20 protein-coding genes and 1 pseudogene are annotated in these 19,653 nt (G+C 52.6%); 12 read left to right on the top strand and 9 right to left on the bottom strand.

Annotated elements, in window-relative coordinates:
- Nucleotides 1-19: 19 nt before the first annotated feature.
- Both AC6I8D_RS22620 and AC6I8D_RS22615 read left to right on the top strand, forming a co-directional pair.
- On the top strand, nucleotides 20-1,477 hold the full coding sequence (locus AC6I8D_RS22620) for an MFS transporter (protein ID WP_083069410.1): 1,458 nt from the start codon (nucleotides 20-22) through the stop codon (nucleotides 1,475-1,477).
- A gap of 104 nt (nucleotides 1,478-1,581) precedes the next feature.
- Nucleotides 1,582-1,773: pseudogene (locus tag AC6I8D_RS22615) on the top strand (helix-turn-helix transcriptional regulator); the annotation flags it as partial.
- A 663-nt stretch (nucleotides 1,774-2,436) separates the two neighbouring features.
- Here AC6I8D_RS22615 and AC6I8D_RS22610 read toward each other — a convergent pair.
- Nucleotides 2,437-2,823, bottom strand: a complete 387-nt coding sequence (locus AC6I8D_RS22610; protein ID WP_312057417.1) for a Rid family hydrolase — start codon at nucleotides 2,821-2,823, stop codon at nucleotides 2,437-2,439.
- A gap of 175 nt (nucleotides 2,824-2,998) precedes the next feature.
- Here AC6I8D_RS22610 and AC6I8D_RS22605 point away from each other — a divergent pair, with 175 nt between their 5' ends.
- Both AC6I8D_RS22605 and AC6I8D_RS22600 read left to right on the top strand, forming a co-directional pair.
- On the top strand, nucleotides 2,999-3,139 hold the full coding sequence (locus AC6I8D_RS22605) for a hypothetical protein (protein WP_156475007.1): 141 nt from the start codon (nucleotides 2,999-3,001) through the stop codon (nucleotides 3,137-3,139).
- Nucleotides 3,140-4,104: 965 nt separating this feature from the next.
- Nucleotides 4,105-4,725: a LysE family translocator gene (locus tag AC6I8D_RS22600; RefSeq protein ID WP_312757607.1), complete on the top strand. Its 621-nt coding sequence runs from the start codon at nucleotides 4,105-4,107 to the stop codon at nucleotides 4,723-4,725.
- Between the two features lie 198 nt (nucleotides 4,726-4,923).
- On the opposite strand, the gene AC6I8D_RS22595 is transcribed toward AC6I8D_RS22600, so the two are convergent.
- The 3 genes from AC6I8D_RS22595 to uraH form a co-directional block, all read right to left on the bottom strand.
- Complete coding sequence (locus tag AC6I8D_RS22595) at nucleotides 4,924-5,667, bottom strand: SDR family oxidoreductase (protein ID WP_312055611.1); 744 nt, start codon at nucleotides 5,665-5,667, stop codon at nucleotides 4,924-4,926.
- A 257-nt stretch (nucleotides 5,668-5,924) separates the two neighbouring features.
- Nucleotides 5,925-6,416, bottom strand: coding sequence for a GlcG/HbpS family heme-binding protein (locus tag AC6I8D_RS22590; RefSeq protein ID WP_312055612.1), 492 nt, complete (start codon nucleotides 6,414-6,416; stop codon nucleotides 5,925-5,927).
- A 5-nt stretch (nucleotides 6,417-6,421) separates the two neighbouring features.
- Nucleotides 6,422-6,832 (bottom strand): hydroxyisourate hydrolase, encoded by a 411-nt coding sequence (gene uraH, locus AC6I8D_RS22585; protein ID WP_497820989.1) that lies wholly within the window; start codon nucleotides 6,830-6,832, stop codon nucleotides 6,422-6,424.
- 137 nt (nucleotides 6,833-6,969) lie between these two features.
- Here uraH and hprR point away from each other — a divergent pair, with 137 nt between their 5' ends.
- The 3 genes from hprR to AC6I8D_RS22570 all read left to right on the top strand — a co-directional run bounded on the left by hprR (nucleotide 6,970) and on the right by AC6I8D_RS22570 (nucleotide 9,891).
- Nucleotides 6,970-7,650, top strand: a complete 681-nt coding sequence (gene hprR, locus AC6I8D_RS22580; RefSeq protein ID WP_312055614.1) for a response regulator transcription factor HprR — start codon at nucleotides 6,970-6,972, stop codon at nucleotides 7,648-7,650.
- The gene (locus AC6I8D_RS22575) at nucleotides 7,643-8,998 is read left to right on the top strand and encodes a heavy metal sensor histidine kinase (protein WP_497821065.1); all 1,356 of its coding nucleotides are present in this window, start codon (nucleotides 7,643-7,645) and stop codon (nucleotides 8,996-8,998) included. The genes hprR and AC6I8D_RS22575 overlap by 8 nt, the downstream gene beginning before the upstream one ends.
- A 314-nt stretch (nucleotides 8,999-9,312) precedes the next feature.
- Nucleotides 9,313-9,891, top strand: a complete 579-nt coding sequence (locus AC6I8D_RS22570) for an RBBP9/YdeN family alpha/beta hydrolase (protein WP_312757598.1) — start codon at nucleotides 9,313-9,315, stop codon at nucleotides 9,889-9,891.
- A 173-nt stretch (nucleotides 9,892-10,064) separates the two neighbouring features.
- Here the strand turns inward: AC6I8D_RS22570 and AC6I8D_RS22565 are convergent, their stop codons facing one another.
- Nucleotides 10,065-10,358, bottom strand: coding sequence for a DUF1330 domain-containing protein (locus AC6I8D_RS22565; protein ID WP_497820988.1), 294 nt, complete (start codon nucleotides 10,356-10,358; stop codon nucleotides 10,065-10,067).
- A 385-nt stretch (nucleotides 10,359-10,743) separates the two neighbouring features.
- On the opposite strand from AC6I8D_RS22565, the gene AC6I8D_RS22560 reads away from it, so the two are divergent.
- Complete coding sequence (locus AC6I8D_RS22560) at nucleotides 10,744-11,649, top strand: LysR family transcriptional regulator (RefSeq protein ID WP_497820987.1); 906 nt, start codon at nucleotides 10,744-10,746, stop codon at nucleotides 11,647-11,649.
- A 309-nt stretch (nucleotides 11,650-11,958) separates the two neighbouring features.
- On the opposite strand, the gene AC6I8D_RS22555 is transcribed toward AC6I8D_RS22560, so the two are convergent.
- Complete coding sequence (locus tag AC6I8D_RS22555) at nucleotides 11,959-13,062, bottom strand: oxidoreductase (protein WP_312055617.1); 1,104 nt, start codon at nucleotides 13,060-13,062, stop codon at nucleotides 11,959-11,961.
- A gap of 286 nt (nucleotides 13,063-13,348) precedes the next feature.
- On the opposite strand from AC6I8D_RS22555, the gene AC6I8D_RS22550 reads away from it, so the two are divergent.
- Nucleotides 13,349-14,221 carry a LysR family transcriptional regulator gene (locus AC6I8D_RS22550; protein ID WP_031374401.1) on the top strand — a complete coding sequence of 291 codons (873 nt, stop codon included), beginning with the start codon at nucleotides 13,349-13,351 and terminating at the stop codon, nucleotides 14,219-14,221.
- A 234-nt stretch (nucleotides 14,222-14,455) separates the two neighbouring features.
- On the opposite strand, the gene AC6I8D_RS22545 is transcribed toward AC6I8D_RS22550, so the two are convergent.
- From AC6I8D_RS22545 to AC6I8D_RS22535, 3 genes are read right to left on the bottom strand one after another with little or no spacing between them, the layout of a single operon-like run.
- Nucleotides 14,456-15,208: an SDR family NAD(P)-dependent oxidoreductase gene (locus tag AC6I8D_RS22545; RefSeq protein WP_497820986.1), complete on the bottom strand. Its 753-nt coding sequence runs from the start codon at nucleotides 15,206-15,208 to the stop codon at nucleotides 14,456-14,458.
- Nucleotides 15,209-15,234: 26 nt separating this feature from the next.
- Nucleotides 15,235-15,696 (bottom strand): DMT family transporter, encoded by a 462-nt coding sequence (locus tag AC6I8D_RS22540; RefSeq protein WP_031374403.1) that lies wholly within the window; start codon nucleotides 15,694-15,696, stop codon nucleotides 15,235-15,237.
- Nucleotides 15,697-16,194 (bottom strand): DMT family transporter, encoded by a 498-nt coding sequence (locus tag AC6I8D_RS22535; protein ID WP_497820985.1) that lies wholly within the window; start codon nucleotides 16,192-16,194, stop codon nucleotides 15,697-15,699.
- 33 nt (nucleotides 16,195-16,227) lie between these two features.
- On the opposite strand from AC6I8D_RS22535, the gene AC6I8D_RS22530 reads away from it, so the two are divergent.
- The 3 genes from AC6I8D_RS22530 to AC6I8D_RS22520 all read left to right on the top strand — a co-directional run bounded on the left by AC6I8D_RS22530 (nucleotide 16,228) and on the right by AC6I8D_RS22520 (nucleotide 19,488).
- Complete coding sequence (locus AC6I8D_RS22530) at nucleotides 16,228-17,172, top strand: LysR family transcriptional regulator (RefSeq protein WP_046289312.1); 945 nt, start codon at nucleotides 16,228-16,230, stop codon at nucleotides 17,170-17,172.
- A gap of 150 nt (nucleotides 17,173-17,322) precedes the next feature.
- Entirely contained in the window at nucleotides 17,323-17,826 is a 504-nt protein-coding gene (locus AC6I8D_RS22525) for a P-loop nucleotide/nucleoside kinase family protein (RefSeq protein ID WP_312055711.1), read from the top strand.
- A 402-nt stretch (nucleotides 17,827-18,228) separates the two neighbouring features.
- Complete coding sequence (locus tag AC6I8D_RS22520) at nucleotides 18,229-19,488, top strand: diguanylate cyclase domain-containing protein (RefSeq protein WP_312055619.1); 1,260 nt, start codon at nucleotides 18,229-18,231, stop codon at nucleotides 19,486-19,488.
- Nucleotides 19,489-19,653: the final 165 nt, after the last annotated feature.

The following is a 19,653-nucleotide window of genomic DNA, read 5'->3' as shown; positions in this document are numbered from 1 at the left end:
GTTCCATAAGGAGTGATCTATGTCGGCACACAGCATCCCGCACGCTGAGCCGCGCCGCTGGGCGATGTTTATTATCTTACTGGTCGGGGCATTCTTGCCGCCGCTCGATTTCTTTATTGTTAACGTGGCACTGCCTGCTATTCAGAATGAGCTGAGCACCACTTCCTCGGCGGAACAGCTGGTTATTTCATCCTATGCTGCTGTTTATGCCGTGACCCTGATCACCGGTGGCCGGCTGGGTGATATCTACGGTCGCGGAAAGATGTTCTTTATCGGGCTGATTGGGTTTGCTGCGGCATCGTTGCTGTGCGGTTTTGCCGGATCATCCTGGGTACTGATAGCCGGACGGATATTACAGGGCGCCACGGCTGCCATTATGGCCCCTCAGGCGCTGGCTTCTGTACAGGTCATTTTTCCCGAAGCGGAGAGACCCTTAGCACTGAGTATCTATGGCGCGGTGTTTGGTCTGGCCTCTGTGATCGGACAGGTCCTGGGTGGGATCCTGATTTCAGCCGACCTGTTCCATCTGGGATGGCGGGCGATTTTTTTGGTTAACCTGCCAGTGGCACTCCTGGTCGTTCTTTTTGGTCTGCCGCTGCTGAAAGAAACGCGGGCGCGGGTGGCGCAGCGGCTTGATCCTGTAGGTACACTGCTGGCCACATTAACGCTAAGCGCGCTGATCGTACCGCTGATTGAAGGGCGTGAAGCGGAATGGCCCTGGTGGACGTGGATGTTATTGCTTACCTTCCCGCTGCTGGCCGTGCTGTTATGGCGCTATGAGCAACGGCTCAGCCAGAAGGGCGGATCGCCCCTGCTGGATCCGGACGTATTACGCGCCCCAGGGCTGGGGCAGGGACTCGTAATTGTTTTACTGTTTTATTCCATTGGCACCTTCTTCCTTCTGTTTTCGGTTTATCTGCAGGGCGCACTGCATTTAAATGCGCTGAGCGCAGGCACGATTTTTCTGCCGTTTGGCGTGGGTTTTCTGATCGGTCCGTTACTGACGCCCTGGCTGAGGCGATTTACCGGTCATTACCTGAGCGCAATCGGGATGGGATGTGAAACCGCCGGGCTGGCGGGCATGGCAGGATTGATTGCCATGACGCTGACGGGCAAACCGCCCGCCATGCTGCCGCTCGCCGCGTTGCTTTTTGTGACCGGTATGGGGCAGGGACTGGCGATGCCAACTTTGGTGCGGATGGTTACGGGCCAGGTCGCGCCATCGTTCTCAGGCATGATTGCGGGAATAACCAGCGCCACCTTACAGATCAGCACGGCGCTTAGCGTCGCCGTGATTGGCGGCATTTTTTACAGCATGCTGGGCAGCAGTCACAGCGGCGCAGCCATTACCCATGCCTTTATTGTTGCGCTTCTCACAATGGCCGCCTGCTTGGCTATCGGGGCTGCGCTGAGTACACGACTTATCCGGCACGGCCCGGAGAGTTTCGCGAGCCAGGCCCGCGAATCCCAACGATAACATGACAGCCTCAGCTGGCTGCGAGGCAGCAGCCAGTTGATAAGCCCGCTGTCTTCGCTTACATGGTGCACCGCCTGTGCATTGGAATCTGATTGCTTCGTCATCATTTCACACGCAATATCAGGATGCTGGCTATGCAGTATGTAAAATCAGCCCGCTTTTACCAGCCGCATATGCTGATGGTTCGTCAGCAGATGACTGCGGCCGCAGCAGGATTTGAAAGTCTGTCGACGTTTAATCGGGAGTTTAAATGTCGGTCTGGCCGGTCTCCGGCAGAGAAGATAAAACACATGTAGCGTCATTTTTCTGTTGCGCCCGTACAGCAAACGCCGGTATTTGTATCATCGCCTTAGTAAGACGGGCATTGAATTTCTGGCTATTTCAGGGATAGCAAATCTGATAGCCGCTTTGTGCCAGATGTGAGCGTAAGGATTGCAGTCATCTTTTTTATTTATTGTTAAAAGACAGGGCCTGGTAAGAGGGTTAAAAGGTTGAGGCGCGATAGTGGTGTTTATGTAGTTAAAGAAAAAGTAAATTAACGGATTTTCTAAGAGATGGCATTATCCGGCCCGGCTTCCCGTGCGTAATGGATAATGACGTTTAACGACTATTTATTTTTCCCTGTCAAGGGGGCGCCGTCAGGCTTCATCTATTTTCCACGTGAGGTCGATGAGGAGGAACGTAAAGAGTCAAATGCCGGGTAGTCTTGCGAGCTCTGCTAAAGGGCTATCAGTAGATTATCTCACTGGCAATCAGTGTTATGCTAACGATGCAGTTAAATGGGGTAAATCGCTGATGCCAGTCCGGTAATCATACCCCCGGTAGTCAGGTGACGATAGCCAGGGATAAAATAATCAAGAACCTTTTTCTGAGTCAGGCAGAGTAGTCAGAAACAAGCGCTGGCGGAGTCCACTTTTCGCTTCTGACAGACCTCATCTGTATCGCAGGATTTATAACTATTATCCTCTTTTAGCCACAATCCGCATTTCCACCAGTGCATTCTCCGGGATAAATTCCGACACGCCTATGGCAGACCATGCCGGATAAGGCGCTTTTATATATTTATCTTTAACATGAGAAAACAGTGCGCTATGTTTTTTCAGGTCAATATGAAACGTTGTCATCTCCAGAATATGTTCATAGCCTAAACCGGCGGCTTTTAAATAAACGCCAAGCTTATAAAAGGCATCGTGAAACTGTTCTTCTGGATCCTTACTAATGGGTTTATCCTTTCGCACTGCAGTTACACCTGACAGATACACCGTACCCTCTGCATCGATGACCGGAGAGAAGTGCCAGTCATCGAAATAATGCTTAAAGTCTTCAGGAACGATCGATTTTTTCATGCTTGCCTCAGGTTGATGATGTCATCCTATGCCGATTCTATTCAACGCTTTCATAACGTGCAAAGCGCCGCTGGCTTACTATTCATTTCTCTGACCCGGTTAACTTAATCTAAATGTATCGCCAGCATTTATCTTTTTGCGCCTGAATCAACGTCGTCATTCTGCCCGGTATGCAATGGGGACACCGCTTAGCGTCGCCGGGATGGGCGGCAATTTTTACAGCATGCCGGGCAACAGTCACAGCGGCGTAGCCATGATCCATAGCTTTATCGTTGCGCGTCACATAATGTCTGCCTGGCTGTCGGGACAGCGCTGAGTACCCGGCTTATCCGGCACGGCTCGGATTGCTCCGCGCGTCCGCCCCCGCGGATCTCAACGCTGACACAACAGGCTCAGCTGGCTGCGAGGCAGCGACCAGCAAGCCGCTAAACTCTCTGTTTTCGCTTACGTGGTGCACCGTCTATGCATCGGAATCTGATCGCGTCTTCAGTCCGGAAAGTCAGATCAGTGGCCGTCTGTTTCAGCCGTCAGCGGTTGAACGCGTAAGATCCTTCCACCAGACAATTTCCTGATTAAGGGCCGCCAGTTTTTGACCGGCTAACCCCTGGGCATCACTGCCTTACAACAGATGCGCCGGTGGCGTCGGGTTCCTCTCAACGCCAGTATGGTCTGCGCAGGCTTGCCGGAATTTCCGGATTGTTTTCCGCTTTTCGCCTCCCGTGTCTGACGAATATGCCCGAATAGCGTGTCAGGCATCATTCGGGCGCTTCATACCATCGAACGTCCCACGCGGTCCGTAAGGAATGAGCCGGGTGTCACGGTGGTGACGTGCATGCCGATGGCGCAATATCTTTACCCTGCGTTTCTGAAATACGCTCCAGTGCAAACCTGCCGCCGCAGGAGTCGCTCAGGGGATAGTGCAACAGGGAGTCGTGCTGGCATAAAGCCAAAAATAGTCACAGCCATAAATTCCGGGTACTAATCAGCACGCAGTGAAATGACTATTCCGGGTGCTGACCAGAGACGTCGTGTTCAGCGAAATAAACCAGTTAACCGCCATGTGTTGAAAGTCCGCTCCTGGCATAAAGCGGACGTTCCGGATGCAAGGTCTGCTAAGAGCGAAAAGCCGAAATATTATCTGAAGACAAACTGAATACGGCCTTAACGAGGATGATCTGATCCCCTCACCATCAATTTTTTGTTATTTTTTCCAGAACTATTTTTCAACCTATTGATCAGCCGAAAATAAGTAGGTAGCATCCGCTCTTTCGGATAAAGAAAATGTCAGTCACCGATTCACTTCTCGCTTTCTCCTTTGCAGCACTGTTGCTTACCCTTACTCCTGGTCTTGATACAGCACTGATCCTTCGAACTGCCTGTGCCGAAGGTGGGAAGAAAGCTTTTCAGGCCGCCATTGGAATCGATACCGGCTGTTTCATCTGGGGGGCGCTTGTCGCACTCGGGCTTGGGGCTCTGCTAGCGGTTTCAGAGCTTGCTTACACAATTCTGAAAATCTGCGGAGCGGGCTACCTGTGCTGGCTGGGCTTACAGTTGCTCAGGCGTCCCCGATCGTCATTCAGTGAAAATGATGGCAATACATCTTCTCAGGGAAACTGGTTTGTAAAAGGGATGCTTGGAAATGTACTCAATCCAAAAATTGGCATTTTTTATGTGTCGTTTTTACCTCAGTTCATACCTGCCGGGCACTCACCCTTAATCTGGACATTTATACTTGTCAGCATCCATGTCCTGATTGGCACGCTGTGGTCAGTCACTCTTATCATGTCTACACACTTTGCGTCCGGCATACTGAAAAAAAGCCGCGTCATCAGAGCAATGGATCGTGCAACCGGGGGACTCTTTTTATGCTTTGCAGCCAGGCTGGCTTTTAGCACTCGATAAGCGCTCTGTTCAGCCTACTGATTAAAACTAAAGTTGTCGTAAAGTCTGGGTTGCATCGACAATTGACATGCTCCCAGTTGATCCACACAAACTATCAGAAGTTACTTCCGCTTTTGGCACGAAGCGGACACATGTGCATGGCAAGGTCCGCTATGAGCGAAAAGCGGACGTTGACCATTTTGCTCTCCGTCATCCCCTTCAGCTCCTGGTGTTCAGATCTTCGCGAGTTGGACCCTGAAAATAGATGCTACTTATATGGCAACTTCGAGGCTGTATCAGCACAAAACGAATTGTTTCCCAGACCGCTCGTCCATTCATGAGACGTTCACCCATTCTGGATTGACTATCGACAGAAGTGTCTATCCCTGTAATTTCGAAATCCGGAGGGTACAACCCGGTAACACGTATATTTTCTTCAGATAACTGCTGTGCAAGTTTAGTTGTAAACCCGCTAAGCCCGTGTTTACTGGCGAAAAAGGCTGGGTGCGCAATAGAATCCGTAAAATTCGGGACTCCACATGTAGATATAATTGAGACAATATCAGCATTTTCTGAACGTCTTAACCCAGGCAGCAGAGCCTGAGTAAGTAGAATCGAACCTGTGAGGCCTGAACTGACGGTATTGATAATTTCTGTGTCAGGCTGATCATCTAATCTCCCTGACAACCACTGAGCAGCATTCAGAATTAAAATGTCTATAGGCTTTTCTGAAGTTAACAGCTGTGAAGAAAACTGAGAAAGGGATTCAGGTCGGGTTAAATCACAGATATACCCTTTTGCCACGCCACCTTCAGCAGCGATGATGCTCCAGGTATCGTGAATATCCTCTGCCCGCCGCGCACAAAAATCCACCTCGATACCTTCTCGCGCCAGCCACACGCACAGCGCCTGACCAAATCCACTGCCGCCACCGGTGATCACAGCTCTTTTACCTCTCAGCATATTTGTGCATCCTTGATTAATAAATATCGATGGATGGAGATATACATAAGGAAGCGAAGTGACATCTTTCCATTAGTGCTATTTTTATCTGAGGAATAAATCAGCAGCATTGCAAACTGTTTAAGTGCGTATAAGGGGATTAGCAGTGTCCGCTTCTGGCACAAAGCAGACGTTCCGGCGGCAACTGATCTAACAGCGCGGGGAAGCGTTTCTTCCCCGCGTTTGACAGCAATAACATCCGCCGCACCGCAGGGTGATTACTGTTGCTTGCCGTTACCCAGCACTTTGTTAATTGCTTCGGTGCCACATTGATCGTCGGACTCTGCGCCACCGGTGCCCGCCATGCCGATAGCCCCGATCCACTGGCCGCGATATTGCACCGGTACGCCGCCGCCCAGCAGTAATAGCTCATTAACCGTGTTCAGGTTGGCGCTTTCCGGTGATGATTGCGCCTTGATGGTCAGTTGTCTGGTTGGGGTTTTGGTGGAGAGCGCTGTGAACGCTTTACGCCAGGCCGCCTGGGTATTGTGAGGTCCCACGTTGTCATCCCGCATCAGCGTCACCAGATTTCCGCCCCGATCCACCACCGCCACCACGCCCTGACGATGCATGCTATGGCAGGCAGACAGGGCCTCGGTTGCCAGCTGATTGCTCAGCGCCTGGGTCATGTCATAAACGGAGGCGGGCTCAGCAGCGAGCGCCACGGCAGGTCCGGTTGTCAGCATCACTGCCAGCAGTAAACGTTTCATTTATTTCAGCTCCCGCGATAGGTGGAATAACCGTACTGGCTGAGCAGTAACGGAATGTGATAGGTGGTCGTGGTATTGGTGATATGGAACTCCACCGGGATTTCCGGGAAGAAGCTCTGCTGTTGATGTGCCGCGAAATAGTGACCGGTTTTAAAAATCACCCGATAGTCACCCACTTCAAACGGCTTTGCTGGCCAAAGGGCATCAATACGACCCTGCTGGTTGGTGTTGGCGGTGTTCAGCACTTTCCAGCTTTCTCCCTGTTTCTGTTCCAGCATCACCTCAACCTCTGCGGCCGGAAGCCCGGTTTGCTGGTTCAGCACATGAACGCTCAGCGGATTTTTACTGGCAGCGAAGCTGACTGCGGGAACGGCAAGCAGCGTGGCGAGCGCCAGCGCAGTGAGACTCTTTTTCATTTTTTTAATACTCCGGTGTTAATCGTCCTGCTGTTATACCGGTGCGGTGGTTCCTTCTGCCTGTCAGAAAGATGACCATATTGTCATCTGGCGCTGAAACGTTGGGGCGGTGATAAATTTCATGGCAAACTGCGCCGATGAAACTATTACTGATTGAAGATAACCAGAAGGCCAGCGCCTGGGTGCGTAAGGGGCTGGAGGAAGCGGGCTACATCGTGGATCACGCCGCAGACGGACGGGATGGCCTGCACCTTGGGCTGTCGCATCCCTATAGCCTGGTAATACTGGATATTATGCTGCCAGGAATGGATGGGTGGCAGGTACTTAAAACCCTGCGTACCGCCAGTCATATTCCGGTGATTTGCCTGACCGCCAGAGACTCGGTAGATGACCGGGTGAAAGGGCTGGAGCTGGGGGCAAATGATTACCTGGTCAAGCCGTTTTCCTTTGCTGAACTGCTGGCCCGGGTAAGGAATCAGCTCCGGCAGCAGCAACCGCACAGTAGCCTGCTGCGGGTCGGCGATCTGGTGATGGATTCCGCGCGCTTTCAGGTGATGCGTGACGGCGTCACACTGACGCTGACGCGCAAAGAGTTCATGCTGTTATGGCTGCTCGCCAGCCGTCACGGTGAGATTCTGCCGCGCACCCTGCTGGCCAGCGAGATCTGGGGCGTCAATTTCGACAGTGAAACCAATATTGTCGATGTCGCTATCCGCCGCCTGCGCCGTAAAGTCGACGATCCTTTTCCTCAAAAGCTGATTACGACGGTAAGAGGCATGGGATATTGCCTGTCAGAAAAGGCGGTCGATGGTGTATAGCCCTTCTCTGACGCTGCGGCTGACGGTGATTTTTACGCTGATTATGGCGATGGCCTGCGGCGGCATCAGCCTGATCCTGTATAACGCCTTACGCAGCGAACTGGTCTGGCGTGACGATCAAACGCTGATTAACCGGGCGGCGCAGTTAAGGCAGCTGCTTGAAGATGGCGCACATCCCAGTTCGCTGCCGCTCTATTTCAATCGGATGGTCGATATCCATCAGGATATCCTTAGCATCCGCTCGCAGCATGAGCAAAACGTCAGCATTAATCATACCGGGATTATCTTGCCCGACCTCTCGCCCACGCCGGTCAACAGTCCACCCAGTGAGAAACAACTGCACCGCTGGATCAACGCGGACAATACCGAAGCGGCGGCGTTAAGCCTGCGGGCAAATTCATCGCTCGGGCCGGTCACCATTACGCTCGCCCGGGTCGCACGCGAGCGAGCGCTGATGCTGGAGCGTTATCGCCAGCAAAGCATTCTGGTTTCACTGGCGGCCATTTTGCTGTGCGCCGCCGTCAGTCCGCTGCTTATTCGCCGGGGACTACGGGCGATCGGCCGGTTAAGTAACATGGTGGCAGAAACGGCCAGTGACCGGTTAAATCAGCCGGTGCCGCTTCAGGCTATTCCGCAGGAGCTGCTGCCGATTGGCAACGCGCTTAATGCTATGCGCCAGCGCTTATCGACAGACTTTATCCGCCTGACGCAGTTTGCTGACGATCTGGCTCACGAAATCCGCACGCCGATTAATGTGTTGCTGGGCCAGAATCAGGTTGCGCTGGGGCATCAACGCTCAGCCGCTGAGTACCAGACGCTGCTCGAAGGCAACATTGAAGAGCTGGAGAGCCTGTCGCGGCTGACTGAAAACATTCTTTTCCTGGCGCGCGCCACCCACCACAATATCAGACTCAATAAACAGGACTTCCCGCTGCATGATGCGCTGGAAGCGCTGATCGACTTTCTTGAGCCGGTTGCGGAAGAGCAGGAGAAGGTGATTGAACTCAACGCCGAAGGCAGCCTCACCGCAGATAAAATGCTGTTCCAGCGTGCGATGAGTAACCTGCTGATCAACGCGATTCGTTACTCACCTGAAAAAGGCGTGATTCGGGTCAATACGTTTCATCATGCTGACTGCGTTGAGATTGAGGTGTCGAACGCCGGTGAACAGCTGGCGGAGCCAGAAAAATTATTCGAACGGTTCTGGCGCGGCGATAACGTCCGTCACACCGCCGGAAGCGGGCTGGGACTGTCGCTGGTGCGGGCAATCGCCACCTTACACGGTGGCAGTGCTTACTACCGGCACGACAAAGGGCAGAATATCTTTGGCCTGCGCCTGCTTTCCTGACAGAGACACGCTGCGCACGCTTTGCCTCCGGAAAGGGGATGATGAGTGGGTGATTGCGCTTTAATCCGCGAGGATCGCAACGCCATACTCTGTTACCCGCCCGTGCAAATTCACCCTCCGGGCCTGAACGGAAGCGGATCTTAGCCGGGATAACGCGGATGTCGCGCACAGAGATCTCTTTGAAGAGTGAGCCGGGAATTGACCTCTGGCATTTGTTTCCTGCATCTGATGAAATCCCTGACAAGAGGAAAGGGCATGACGGCTGGATCCGTCATCCTCCTTTCTTCCGCCAATTCCCCTGACGCGAGAAACGAATGACCACCACCTACCTTATTGTGCCGGGATATACCAATTCAGGCCCGGAACACTGGCAGTCTTTTATGGAAAGGAAATACAGCAACGTTGTCCGCGTTCAGCAGGATGACTGGAACTCGCCTTCTGCTGCATGGGTTGAGCGACTTGATCAGGTGATTGCTGAAACCCAGGGCGACATTGTGCTGCTGGGCCACAGCTGTGGCGCGGTAGCGGTGGTCCAGTGGGCCGCAACCCACGCATCCAGCCGGATAAAATCGCTGATTCTGGTGGCGCCGGCAGACGTCGATGCTGAAACCGCCATCGTGCCTATCCGACAGCAGCGCCCCTTGCCGTCGGGCCGGTTAGGGTACAGTGCGCTGCTGATTCACAGCGATAATGATCAGCACCTCAGCGAAGCACGGGCGCGCTCGCTGGCGCTGGATTGGGGATGCGAAACCCGACTGTTCAGCGGCGCGGGACATCTGCATACGGCCGCAGGCTATGGTGAATGGCCGGACGGTGAGCGTCTGTTTGAAAACTTTACCGGCGTTGCTTTACGCAAAACAGAACAGGCAGATACAGACGCTGTGCGGAACTAACCCCGTCAGTTGCCGTAGCCGATTGCGCGCTACCTTACCGCTTTTTAGTCAGGTAGCGTCGCTCATCAGATGATTAACCGTGGTATTTTCCGGCTAATCCGGGTGGTACTCCGGGTGCTGACGTGATTCTGCACCCCGGATTCACTGCGAGCGCAAAACAGATGAGGTAGCGTTTAAAGGCTGGCCCCTTCTACCAGCACAAACGTTCCGCATGCAGCACCTGCACGCAGCAACCTGGCGGCCTGATAGGCAGGGCTTTGATAAAAACGTCTGGCCTCGGCAAAAGAGTCGAACTCAAAAACCACATGCCGTTCATGCGCTTCTCCCTCCAGATTTTCATACTGCCCTGACCAGGCAACAATCTTCGGATTAAACGCCTGCATTGCCTCGCCAGCCGCTCTGGCATATTCAGCGTAGGCGACAGGGTCTGATACGGTCACGTGAGCGATTAAATAACCTTTGTTCATTTCTCTTTATCCTTTCTTAGCGGTGGTAAATTCCAGCGTAAGGCAACGCGACTGGCGTTAACCCAATGCGGAACGGGGATGAGGTGTTTAAAATCTTTCAACCGATCAACAGGCCGAATGGCGGGTAACAAGGTTCTTACTATGTTGCCCCTGCGCCCTGATTCCCGCGGAACCGACAGTTATCTGAATGACGCGGGCAACCTGAGTCCCTGCTTCAGCCTCCAGCCAGTGACAGTCCGCAAAGCGGTTAAGCCTTTCAGGGAGAAATTTCTCCGTCATTGCCGATCGCGTTATGCGTTATCCGCGGTGTGAAAGCAGTCTATTAGCTATTAATATGGTGATAAATAACCGAAGAAATAACGCACTGTTACTCTTAAGGGGAACAATGAAAAACCTCGAGGCGCTGATTATTTTTGCCCGCGTGGCGGAGATGAAGAGTTTTACTCAGGCAGCTGAAAGCCTGGGTATTCAGAAAGGACGCGCCTCACTGGTGGTGCGTGAACTTGAAAAGGAGACCGGTGCCACGCTGCTGCACCGCACCACGCGGACGGTGCAGTTAACCGAAGATGGGCGGGCGTTTTATTCACGCGCACGAGACCTGCTATCGGAAGCCGAAGAGCTGCAGTCAATGTTCTCTCACGATGGGATGTCACTGCGCGGCAGGATACGGGTTGATATGCCGGCCGTGCTGGCACAAAGCGTGGTGATCCCGGCTCTGCCTCAGCTGCTGGAAGCCCACCCTGAACTGGAGATCGAGCTTTCAAGCACCGATCGCCGTGTTGATTTGGTCCATGAGGGATTTGATTGTGTCATCCGCATGGGGTCGATCGTAGATGACCAGCTGATTGCCCGCCCTCTGGGGCAGCTACGCATGATCAATGCAGCAAGTCCGGACTATCTGGCGCGCTTCGGGATGCCGCAGACGATTGACGATCTTCTCAATCAGAAACACCAGATGGTGCATTACCAGCGGAGCTTTGGTTCGAAGCCTGATGGATGGGAATATCCGACGGGTGACGGCTACAAATTTCTGGTGTTACCCGGCGCGATGCGGGTCAACAGCGTACCGGCCTATCATGAGGCGGGGCTGGCCGGGCTGGGCTTAATCCAGGGCGGTTACTCCACACTCGCGCCCTATATTGAGCGCGGTGCACTGGTGGAAATCCTTGCCGATCTGCGTCCCGAGCCGCTCAGTGCCAGTTTTGTCGTCGCGCATCGACGAAATCTGTCCCGGCGTGTCAGGGCTTTTATGCACTGGACTGAAGAAATTTTAAAACCCTATTTTGACTGATTGGCTGGGGTGACTCTCACATTAGCTAAGATGAAGCGCACCATGTCTGCTTGTGGTACAAAGCGGGCATAAAGTTAGAACATAAGGTCCGCTGTGAGCGAAAAGCGGACGTTGCCCCCCTTTTTGACGTCACCAGATTTAGCTCCGACATTCAGATCTTCTCGTGCTGGACCTTAAAAATAGATGCAACTTATAGGGAAACTACGCGGTTGAGCCAGCACAAGACGAATCGTTTCCCAGACAGAGCCCCCTTCATCAAGCGATCCCCCGTTTTGGATTGACTATCGACCAAAGTTTTTTCGCTGTCAATCAGCAGCTTGCTGGTAATTCGCTATCTTTAATGTCTGCTACAGGACCGAGGATGTCACGATCAAATTCTGCCAGCGGCCTACCGGTTTTTACGCGGTTTGGCCAGTCATGGTTCGCCAGCGCCCCCCGGCCCAGTGCTATCAGATCAGCGCCTGCTGATAGCACCTCTATTGCACGCTGTGGTTCATGCAGGCCGCCATTGGCGATAATTGTTAAATCAGGCGCATATTTATGAGCCAGCGCGACAAGTGATAGCGGTCCGCTCTCAAATGCAGGCTGCCAGGCTTCATATTCAGTCAGGTGCAGGTAATCAATGCCTGACTGGGCTAACAGCGTAAAAACAGTACGCGCATCGTCTTCTCCGTGAGCCCATTTATGATGAAAATCATTTACCTTACTCTGAGAAATCCGGATGCCAATAATCGACTCAGCGCCGAGTCGGGTACGCACAGCCTTAATGACCTCAAGGATTAATGTAAGACGCCCCGCCGTATCGCCACCCCATTTATCTTCGCGAAGATTGGTGTAATCGGTAAAGAACTGATCAAGCAGATAGCCGTTAGCTCCATGAATTTCCACGCCATCAAAACCGGCGTCATGGACCGCGTTCGCCGCTGCATCCGCAAAACTATGGATAATCTGCTGAATTTCGGCGTCATTAAGCTCACGCGGAACAGGGTACTTGCCCTTGCCACGGTAAAAAGTGAGTTGCGTGCCTTCAGGCTCAACAGCAGAGGCGCTAACTGTACCCTCCGTATGGAAATTATCCTGAGAAAGCGCACCGGAATGCTGGATCTGTGCGATAACCTTTCCCTGCTGAGCATGAACTGCCTCAGTGATTTTGCGCCATGCAGCGATCTGCATGGATGAAACAATGCCCGACTGATACGCATAGGTCTGTGACCAGGCATTATCAATATAAATTCCTTCCGTAATGATCAGAGCAAAATTACCCCGGGCGAAGTCTTCATAATAAGAAAGCATGCGATTGCTGGCGATACCGCATTCCGAGGCCGACACGCGGGTCATCGGTGCCACTACCAGGCGATTATTCAGTTTGATATTTTTGAGCGTAAAGCTGTTAAAAAGCGGTGATGCAGACATATTTTTCCCCGGATCAGATAAGTAACAGTAAGGGAAAGATATCTTTTAATGATGCAGCTATAAACGCATGGGACTGATAAGCTGGTATATCATAAACTGATATAATCACCGTACGCCGCTGATGCATATTGGGTTGTGCTTAAATGAAATCCGGCTGACAGAGAGAATGTGGCGGGCATAAAGCTCAATGCACTCTTAGATGATCAATCAAACATGCTTTAAAAAGTATAAATCAACCTCCCTACAGGGCTTGATAATAACGTTTCACGGGTAGTGTAAAAACATCATGAACGTCTGTGACGTACAGCTTTTTCTGACCATCACTGAAGCCGGCAGCCTGTCCCAGGCTGCGAGACGGCTGGACATCTCGGCAATGGCCGTTTCACGCAGACTTGCCGGGTTAGAGCGTGAACTGGGGACTCGTCTGCTCCAGAGAACAACACGTTCGGTATCCCTTACCCAGGAAGGGATAGAGTTTATTCCGTATGCCCGTGCTTTGGTTGAGGCCGAAGAGGGTGCAAAGGGTCTTTTTTCCCCCGATTCGAAAGGCGCGTCTGGCCTGCTGAGGGTTACTGCGCCGTCAGGGTTCGGGCGGCGCTACCTGCTTCCACTGATTCCTGAACTACTTGAAACCAACCCTGACCTACGAATCGATCTGCAGTTCAGCGAAGACGTGGTCGATATTGTCGGACGCGGAATTGATGTCGCGGTGCGAATTGCGCCCTTGCGAGATTCCAGCCTTATAGCCCGCAAAATTGTGGATAATCCGCGTGTAGTCTGCGCCTCACCAGATTATCTCAGGCAGTACGGTGTTCCTGCCACACTCAGTGAGCTGACTGAGCATAACTGCCTGAGGCTTACAAATGTCCTGCAGTGGACATTTCAATCCAGCGGTCAGAGTACAAGCCTGAGCGTGGATGGGCGGTTCAGTTCAGGCAACGTTGAAAGCATTCGGGAGTTTTGTGTTCAGGGAATGGGGCTGGCGCAGCTTACTTTATGGGACGTCAAAAAAGAACTTAGCGAAGGTACGTTACAGGAGGTGACTTTCATGGATGTTGACGCGCAGAATCTACCGGTGTGGGCACTGCTTCCCACCTCGCGATATCTGCCACAGCGCGTTAATGTTTTTATAGATGCGCTAAAAGCTTCACTCGGCTAAGCCTGAGCAGGCATTGCCGTATGCTTTTCCGTAACGTGTTCGCCTCATGGGCTTACCGTGCCGTTGCAGCCATAGCCAGCGCTGAAAAATGACAGTGGCTGGCTGAAGTATACCTGTGTAAAAGCAGACCATTACCTGCTCACTGGTCTGCTTAGAACGCCAGACAACTGAATAGCATTCTGGCCGCTAACCTGATGACCCTGAAGACCTGACCAGAGCGGGCATTTCTGCTTGTCAGAAGGACCAGCGGCGCATGCCGCCATCAACTACGGCGACGGTCCCGGTGATATACCGTGAACGGGGAGAGACGAGAAAGGTCGCCATATTAGCGACGTCCTGAGCCTCGCCGAAATCTTTCATTGCAATCTCTCGCTCGGCGAATTCTTTACGCGCCTCACCAGGAAAAAGTCTGCGGATTTGGGCAGTATCAAGCAGCCCCGGCTGCAGGCAGTTAATGGTAATACCGTGTTTCCCAATCTGTTCAGAAAGTCCTTTCGACCATACGGCGATGGCTGCTTTTGAAACCGCAGACGCATTGACCTGTGTTGGCTCAGTCGTGCCCGTTATATTCAGAATGCTCCCTGACTGATTGTCGATAAAGTGTGGTAAGAGAAACTGCGTCAACTGGCGCTGACGGGTAAAGCCGAGGTTCATCGCCTCATCCCAGATCTCGTCAGGAGCCACCGGTTCCAGTGGACAGCTGGCACCGGCATTATTAACAAGAATATCAACCCGACCCATGGTTTGAAGTGCCGCGTCGGCTATGGCGTGAGGTGCTTCATGTGAAATCAGGTCCTGAACAAAAATAACCGGTTCAGGCAGGCCAGCGCAAATGAACTCCTGCTTTAATTCGTTCAGCAGAGAGGCGTTACGTGCTGTAGCAAATACCGTTACACCTTCTTCAGCCAGTGTGCGTGCAATGGCGCGGCCCAGTCCCTGACTGGCCCCGGTGACGACAGCCTTTTTACCTTTGAGATATAAATCCATAATGCTCTCCTGAAAAATTTCAGATATCAGCCAGATGCTTGTGACTGATCACGGTTGCTGGTAAAGATGAAATACAATGCGATTATCAGCAGAACGAGTGCTGCAATGCGGTTCCAGGTCAGTGGTATAGCGCTGTTACCAAACAACCCTGAAGTATCAATAAATAAACTCATACCCAGCTGGCCGAGAATAACGCCGACGGTTGCAACCGCGGTTCCGATTTGGCGAACCGCGAAAATCATTAATAAGATGTACAAAATCCCGAAAAAAGCTCCGCTAAGTTGCCACTTAGGCACATCCATAAGTGACTGCGTGTGGGCGGGCTCAAGAAACATCACCAGCAAAACTGAAAGTACGGTTCCGGACAGGAAGTTAATAAATGTGGCATGAAGCGCACCTATTTCCTGCCCCAGCTTCCCGTTAATGGCAGCCTGAATGCTGAGCAGGCAACCGCCTGTCAGGCTTAATAAAATCATTATCATCAACATTCATTTTCCTCCGGCAATAAGAGCCAGCGCGCCAGCAATTAAGCACAGTGCAATGACTCGCCTCATGTTGACCGGGCGACGCCGGGTATCAAACCAGCCAAAGTGATCGATAAGCAGACTTTTAGCTATCTGCCCGGCAAGGATGCCTGTCATCGTCATTGCCACTCCAATTACTGGCGCAGCAACGGTCATAATGACGACGTAGCAGGGGCCTAATAGCCCGCCCGAGAGATGCCAGCCAGGCAAAGTCATAATGGATACAGGACGACGTCGGCCAAAAAAAATTGAAATAAAGAAAAGCAGTGCCGTTCCTGTGCCGAATATGCAAAGCGTGGCCCAGTAATGACCGACTACGCCACCAAGCGGTCCCAGAATACCCGCCTCTGTTCCAAGCCCCATTCCTGCCACGATAACCAATAAAAGACTTAACCATTTCATAATCAGTTTCTCCGTCAGAAGGGAAATGTTAGTCAGGAAGTCTATTGCGAAAAAGAGCATAATCCTGCAAACACCTTTGCAGATTACGCTCAGATGAAAGACTTAACTCACATTAATATTCGTGCCATGCAGCTGTTTATGAGCATTATGGAAACGGGAAATTTTTCTGAAGTGGCGAGGCGGGAAGGGATAGCGGTCTCCTCTGTTTCACGCACTCTTCAGCTACTTGAGGCTTCTCTGGAAACCCAACTGCTTTACCGGAGTACACGTGCTGTGGTGCCCACTGAAGAGGGGCGAATTTATGCCAGCGCTTTTCGGCAGATACTTGACCAGGTCAGCAGTGCGTCAGCGCTTGTCAGCGAACGCATGAATGTCCCATCAGGGCGGATACGATTTAATGCGCCGGTTTCTTTCGGTATAAGGCACATATCTCCCCTGATGGCGGAACTCAGTGAGCTTTATCCAAAACTGTCGATCGATCTGAGTCTCACTGACGAATTTGTTAATCCGCTGTCTGACGCCTCTGATCTGGTGTTACGTATCGCTGGCATGAAAGATTCGGCGTTGCATGGGCGGTTTATTGCAGATCAGAATTGGCATCTTGCTGCCAGTCCTTCATACCTGCATAAATACGGCATACCTGAGGTGCCGGAAGATTTACGGCAACACCATTTGCTTGTTTATCGTGGGCATATGGGAATACCACGCTGGTGTTTTTCAGGCAAAGAGGGACAGTACAACATTAGCCAACATCCCAAAGTCATGTCTGACAGTGCTGAATCGCTAATCCGGATGGCCGAGGACGGAGCCGGTATTGTCCTTTTTCCGGACTGGCAGATAGGTAGCCTGCTTAAGTCCGGTCACCTCACCGAGCTGCTCATGGATTATGAAGTGTCTACAGGTGAAGCCGGCCAGTCGATTTTCATGCTGTATCCGGGCAGCAAATTTCCTGCATTAAATACGCGCACGGTCATAGATTACTTCTTGCGCAAATTTGGGCAGCCGGTTTACTGGAAATATGAGCAACAAAAAAGATAAGCCAAAAGTTCGACGTTGCAGTCAGGCACTGACAGCCTGCTTGTGGTACAAAGCGGGCTGTTACCCGCGACTCATTCAGGCGAACGGGGTTTGTTAGCAGTGCAGACGCGTGAGGTTTACCGTTGCAGCGCTAATTTAACAGGAGTGATGATGTTCTTCATTTTCAGTGGACTGCCGGGTTGCGGAAAAAGCACTATCGCAAAGCGATTATCCCAACGATTAAACGCGGTTTATTTACGCGTTGATACGGTCGAACAGGCGCTGCGGAACGGATCGGCGCATTTCAGGGAGATTGGGCCTGAGGGCTATTTCATACTGTATGCGCTGGCGCGGGACAATCTCAGACTGGGATCAACCGTGATCACTGATTCGGTGAATGACCTTAACCTGATACGTGATGCTTTCCGGGAGATAGCCCTATCGTCAGATATTCCGTTTCTGGAAATTGAAATTCTCTGTTCGGATGCTGAACAGCATCGATCGCGCGTAGAGAACAGACAATCCGACATCCCGGGCTTAAAAGTGCCTGACTGGCAGGCGGTGATCAATCGCCATTATGAACCCTGGAACAGAGCGCATCTGCAACTGGACACCGCAAAATTATCCGCTGAACAGTGCGTTGACCGGATCCTTACCGCGAGCGGGCAGAACTGAACGACTCAGGCGCGCATCATTGAAAGCAATGAACGCTTTGTCTCTGTCGCGCCACCCAGCCATCGATAAAAACCGTGACCGTAGCAGGCGGCAACGCGGTTTAAAGCTCGCCTGATTAAAGATTACCGGCTGCCCAGCCGATAAACTCCGACGCATTCTTCTGATGCTGAATGCCGTCATCGCTGATTTTTTGCACCTTCCGGCTGACAAATGATTACCGCACAAATCGCTGCCGCACAGGCCGGTGCCTCAGACATTGCGCAGGACTGACATTTGCCCGACTGAACCGCGTGGCGATGCCTCTTTCTGGCGGGCGGGGCGGTTATTTTGACGATCACGAGGTCTGTCACGATGAGTTTTAAGCTTGTGTAGTATCGTCAGCCAACCACGGAGCCGACCACCATGAACACTGTGATCAAACCTACTTTTTCCGCTGTTTGGTCCACGGACGCCGAGGGCATTTGCATCGCCAGTCAGGAGAGTCCGACGGGCCTGATGCCAGCACTGAAAGGCGTTACGCTCAGTGCATGGTTGCGGTTTGCACAGGCTGATGATGATGCCCGAATCGCGTTGCAACTGACTACCGCGCTGGAAGGCGTGAAACCTTTTCATCTCGAAGTGCCGATCCGTTGTCTGGACGGCATGACGCGGTATGTGATTGTTTCAGGTCTGCCGGGCTGCCCGTCGGCTGCGTCTCGCCTGCAGTACAGCGGCTTCATTCTTGATATCACCGGGCAGCGCAAAGCGCTGGAGGATGCGCTGCGTACGGCAGCGGAATACCGGCTGCTGATTGAAAACAGCACAGACCTGATCGCCCATTGCGACACCGACGGTCGGTACGTTTCAATCTCGCCCTCCTACAGCGAAATGATCGGCTGGTCCGCCGGAGAGATAATCGGCCAGCGGGTGGTGGATTACCTGCACCCAGACGACCGTGCGCCGGCCATGGATGCGCTGCTACGCCTGTTCAACGGCGGCGTGCTTCCGGACGTGGTCGAGGTACGCAAGCTGCATCGCGATGGCCACTACATAACGCTGGGCACCAAGGCCTGCGGCGTCAGCGATCCTGCCACCGGCTGTAACATTGGCGCAGTGCTGGTTTCGCGTGACATCACGCGTGACAAGGAACGGATCCGTAAGCTTGAGAAACTGGCTACCCGCGACACGCTGACCGGCTTGCCTAATCGCGCCTGGATTAACGATCAGGTTAGCTGCATGCTGGCGCAGGACGACGATTTGGCTTACACCGCTGTGCTGTTTATTGATTTGAATGGCTTTAAGGCGGTCAATGATTCGATGGGGCACGCCACGGGAGATGCCTTGCTGCAGCAGGTCAGCGAACGGTTACAGCACTGCATGCGGCCGGGTGACTCGGTGGCCCGACTGGGCGGCGACGAATTTGTGGTGGCGGCAAAGTGCAGCAGCAGTGAGGCGGCATCTGCCATCGCGCAGCGCATTCTTGACAGCCTGAAACAGCCGTTGGTTATCAATAGCACGCAAGTTGCTATCGGCGCATCAATTGGCATCAGCCTTGCGGAGTCCGGAACGGTGTCGGCAAAAGTGTTGTTTGAGCACGCCGATATCGCGATGTACCAGGCAAAAGCGCGCCGTGATGGCTCATATCAGTTTTTCGATCCTGCACCGCAGCCAGCAGGCCCTTAGCTAAGCCGGTATCGTTTCCCTGATAAATCGGGGCGTCGGTGACCGTGAAGGCAGCTGGTCTGGCAAAAGCGATGAGCGGCCGCAGACCGACCGCATAATCGGGTGTTAATGACCATCAAATTACAGTCCGTTTTAAATAAGTCAAACCAGACGCAGCCCGTATTG

The sequence above is a fragment of the Pantoea sp. X-Soil-MYKO-1785 genome (genome assembly GCF_059730675.1).
The sequence above is the reverse complement of the archived record's forward strand: the minus strand, read 5'-3'. Positions and strand labels throughout refer to the sequence as shown.

What these genes read in the sequence shown, in the direction of transcription:
- AC6I8D_RS22525 (WP_312055711.1), top strand. Translation starts at nt 17,323, where the DNA reads ATGTTCTTCATTTTCAGTGGACTGCCGGGTTGCGGAAAAAGCACTATC.
- AC6I8D_RS22620 (WP_083069410.1), top strand. Translation starts at nt 20, where the DNA reads ATGTCGGCACACAGCATCCCGCACGCTGAGCCGCGCCGCTGGGCGATG.
- AC6I8D_RS22545 (WP_497820986.1), bottom strand. Translation starts at nt 15,208, where the DNA reads ATGGATTTATATCTCAAAGGTAAAAAGGCTGTCGTCACCGGGGCCAGT.
- AC6I8D_RS22520 (WP_312055619.1), top strand. Translation starts at nt 18,229, where the DNA reads ATGAACACTGTGATCAAACCTACTTTTTCCGCTGTTTGGTCCACGGAC.
- AC6I8D_RS22535 (WP_497820985.1), bottom strand. Translation starts at nt 16,194, where the DNA reads ATGCTCTTTTTCGCAATAGACTTCCTGACTAACATTTCCCTTCTGACG.
- AC6I8D_RS22530 (WP_046289312.1), top strand. Translation starts at nt 16,228, where the DNA reads ATGAAAGACTTAACTCACATTAATATTCGTGCCATGCAGCTGTTTATG.
- AC6I8D_RS22610 (WP_312057417.1), bottom strand. Translation starts at nt 2,823, where the DNA reads ATGAAAAAATCGATCGTTCCTGAAGACTTTAAGCATTATTTCGATGAC.
- uraH (WP_497820989.1), bottom strand. Translation starts at nt 6,832, where the DNA reads ATGAAAAAGAGTCTCACTGCGCTGGCGCTCGCCACGCTGCTTGCCGTT.
- AC6I8D_RS22540 (WP_031374403.1), bottom strand. Translation starts at nt 15,696, where the DNA reads ATGTTGATGATAATGATTTTATTAAGCCTGACAGGCGGTTGCCTGCTC.
- AC6I8D_RS22590 (WP_312055612.1), bottom strand. Translation starts at nt 6,416, where the DNA reads ATGAAACGTTTACTGCTGGCAGTGATGCTGACAACCGGACCTGCCGTG.
- AC6I8D_RS22560 (WP_497820987.1), top strand. Translation starts at nt 10,744, where the DNA reads ATGAAAAACCTCGAGGCGCTGATTATTTTTGCCCGCGTGGCGGAGATG.
- AC6I8D_RS22595 (WP_312055611.1), bottom strand. Translation starts at nt 5,667, where the DNA reads ATGCTGAGAGGTAAAAGAGCTGTGATCACCGGTGGCGGCAGTGGATTT.
- AC6I8D_RS22565 (WP_497820988.1), bottom strand. Translation starts at nt 10,358, where the DNA reads ATGAACAAAGGTTATTTAATCGCTCACGTGACCGTATCAGACCCTGTC.
- hprR (WP_312055614.1), top strand. Translation starts at nt 6,970, where the DNA reads ATGAAACTATTACTGATTGAAGATAACCAGAAGGCCAGCGCCTGGGTG.
- AC6I8D_RS22555 (WP_312055617.1), bottom strand. Translation starts at nt 13,062, where the DNA reads ATGTCTGCATCACCGCTTTTTAACAGCTTTACGCTCAAAAATATCAAA.
- AC6I8D_RS22605 (WP_156475007.1), top strand. Translation starts at nt 2,999, where the DNA reads ATGGGGACACCGCTTAGCGTCGCCGGGATGGGCGGCAATTTTTACAGC.
- AC6I8D_RS22600 (WP_312757607.1), top strand. Translation starts at nt 4,105, where the DNA reads ATGTCAGTCACCGATTCACTTCTCGCTTTCTCCTTTGCAGCACTGTTG.
- AC6I8D_RS22570 (WP_312757598.1), top strand. Translation starts at nt 9,313, where the DNA reads ATGACCACCACCTACCTTATTGTGCCGGGATATACCAATTCAGGCCCG.
- AC6I8D_RS22550 (WP_031374401.1), top strand. Translation starts at nt 13,349, where the DNA reads ATGAACGTCTGTGACGTACAGCTTTTTCTGACCATCACTGAAGCCGGC.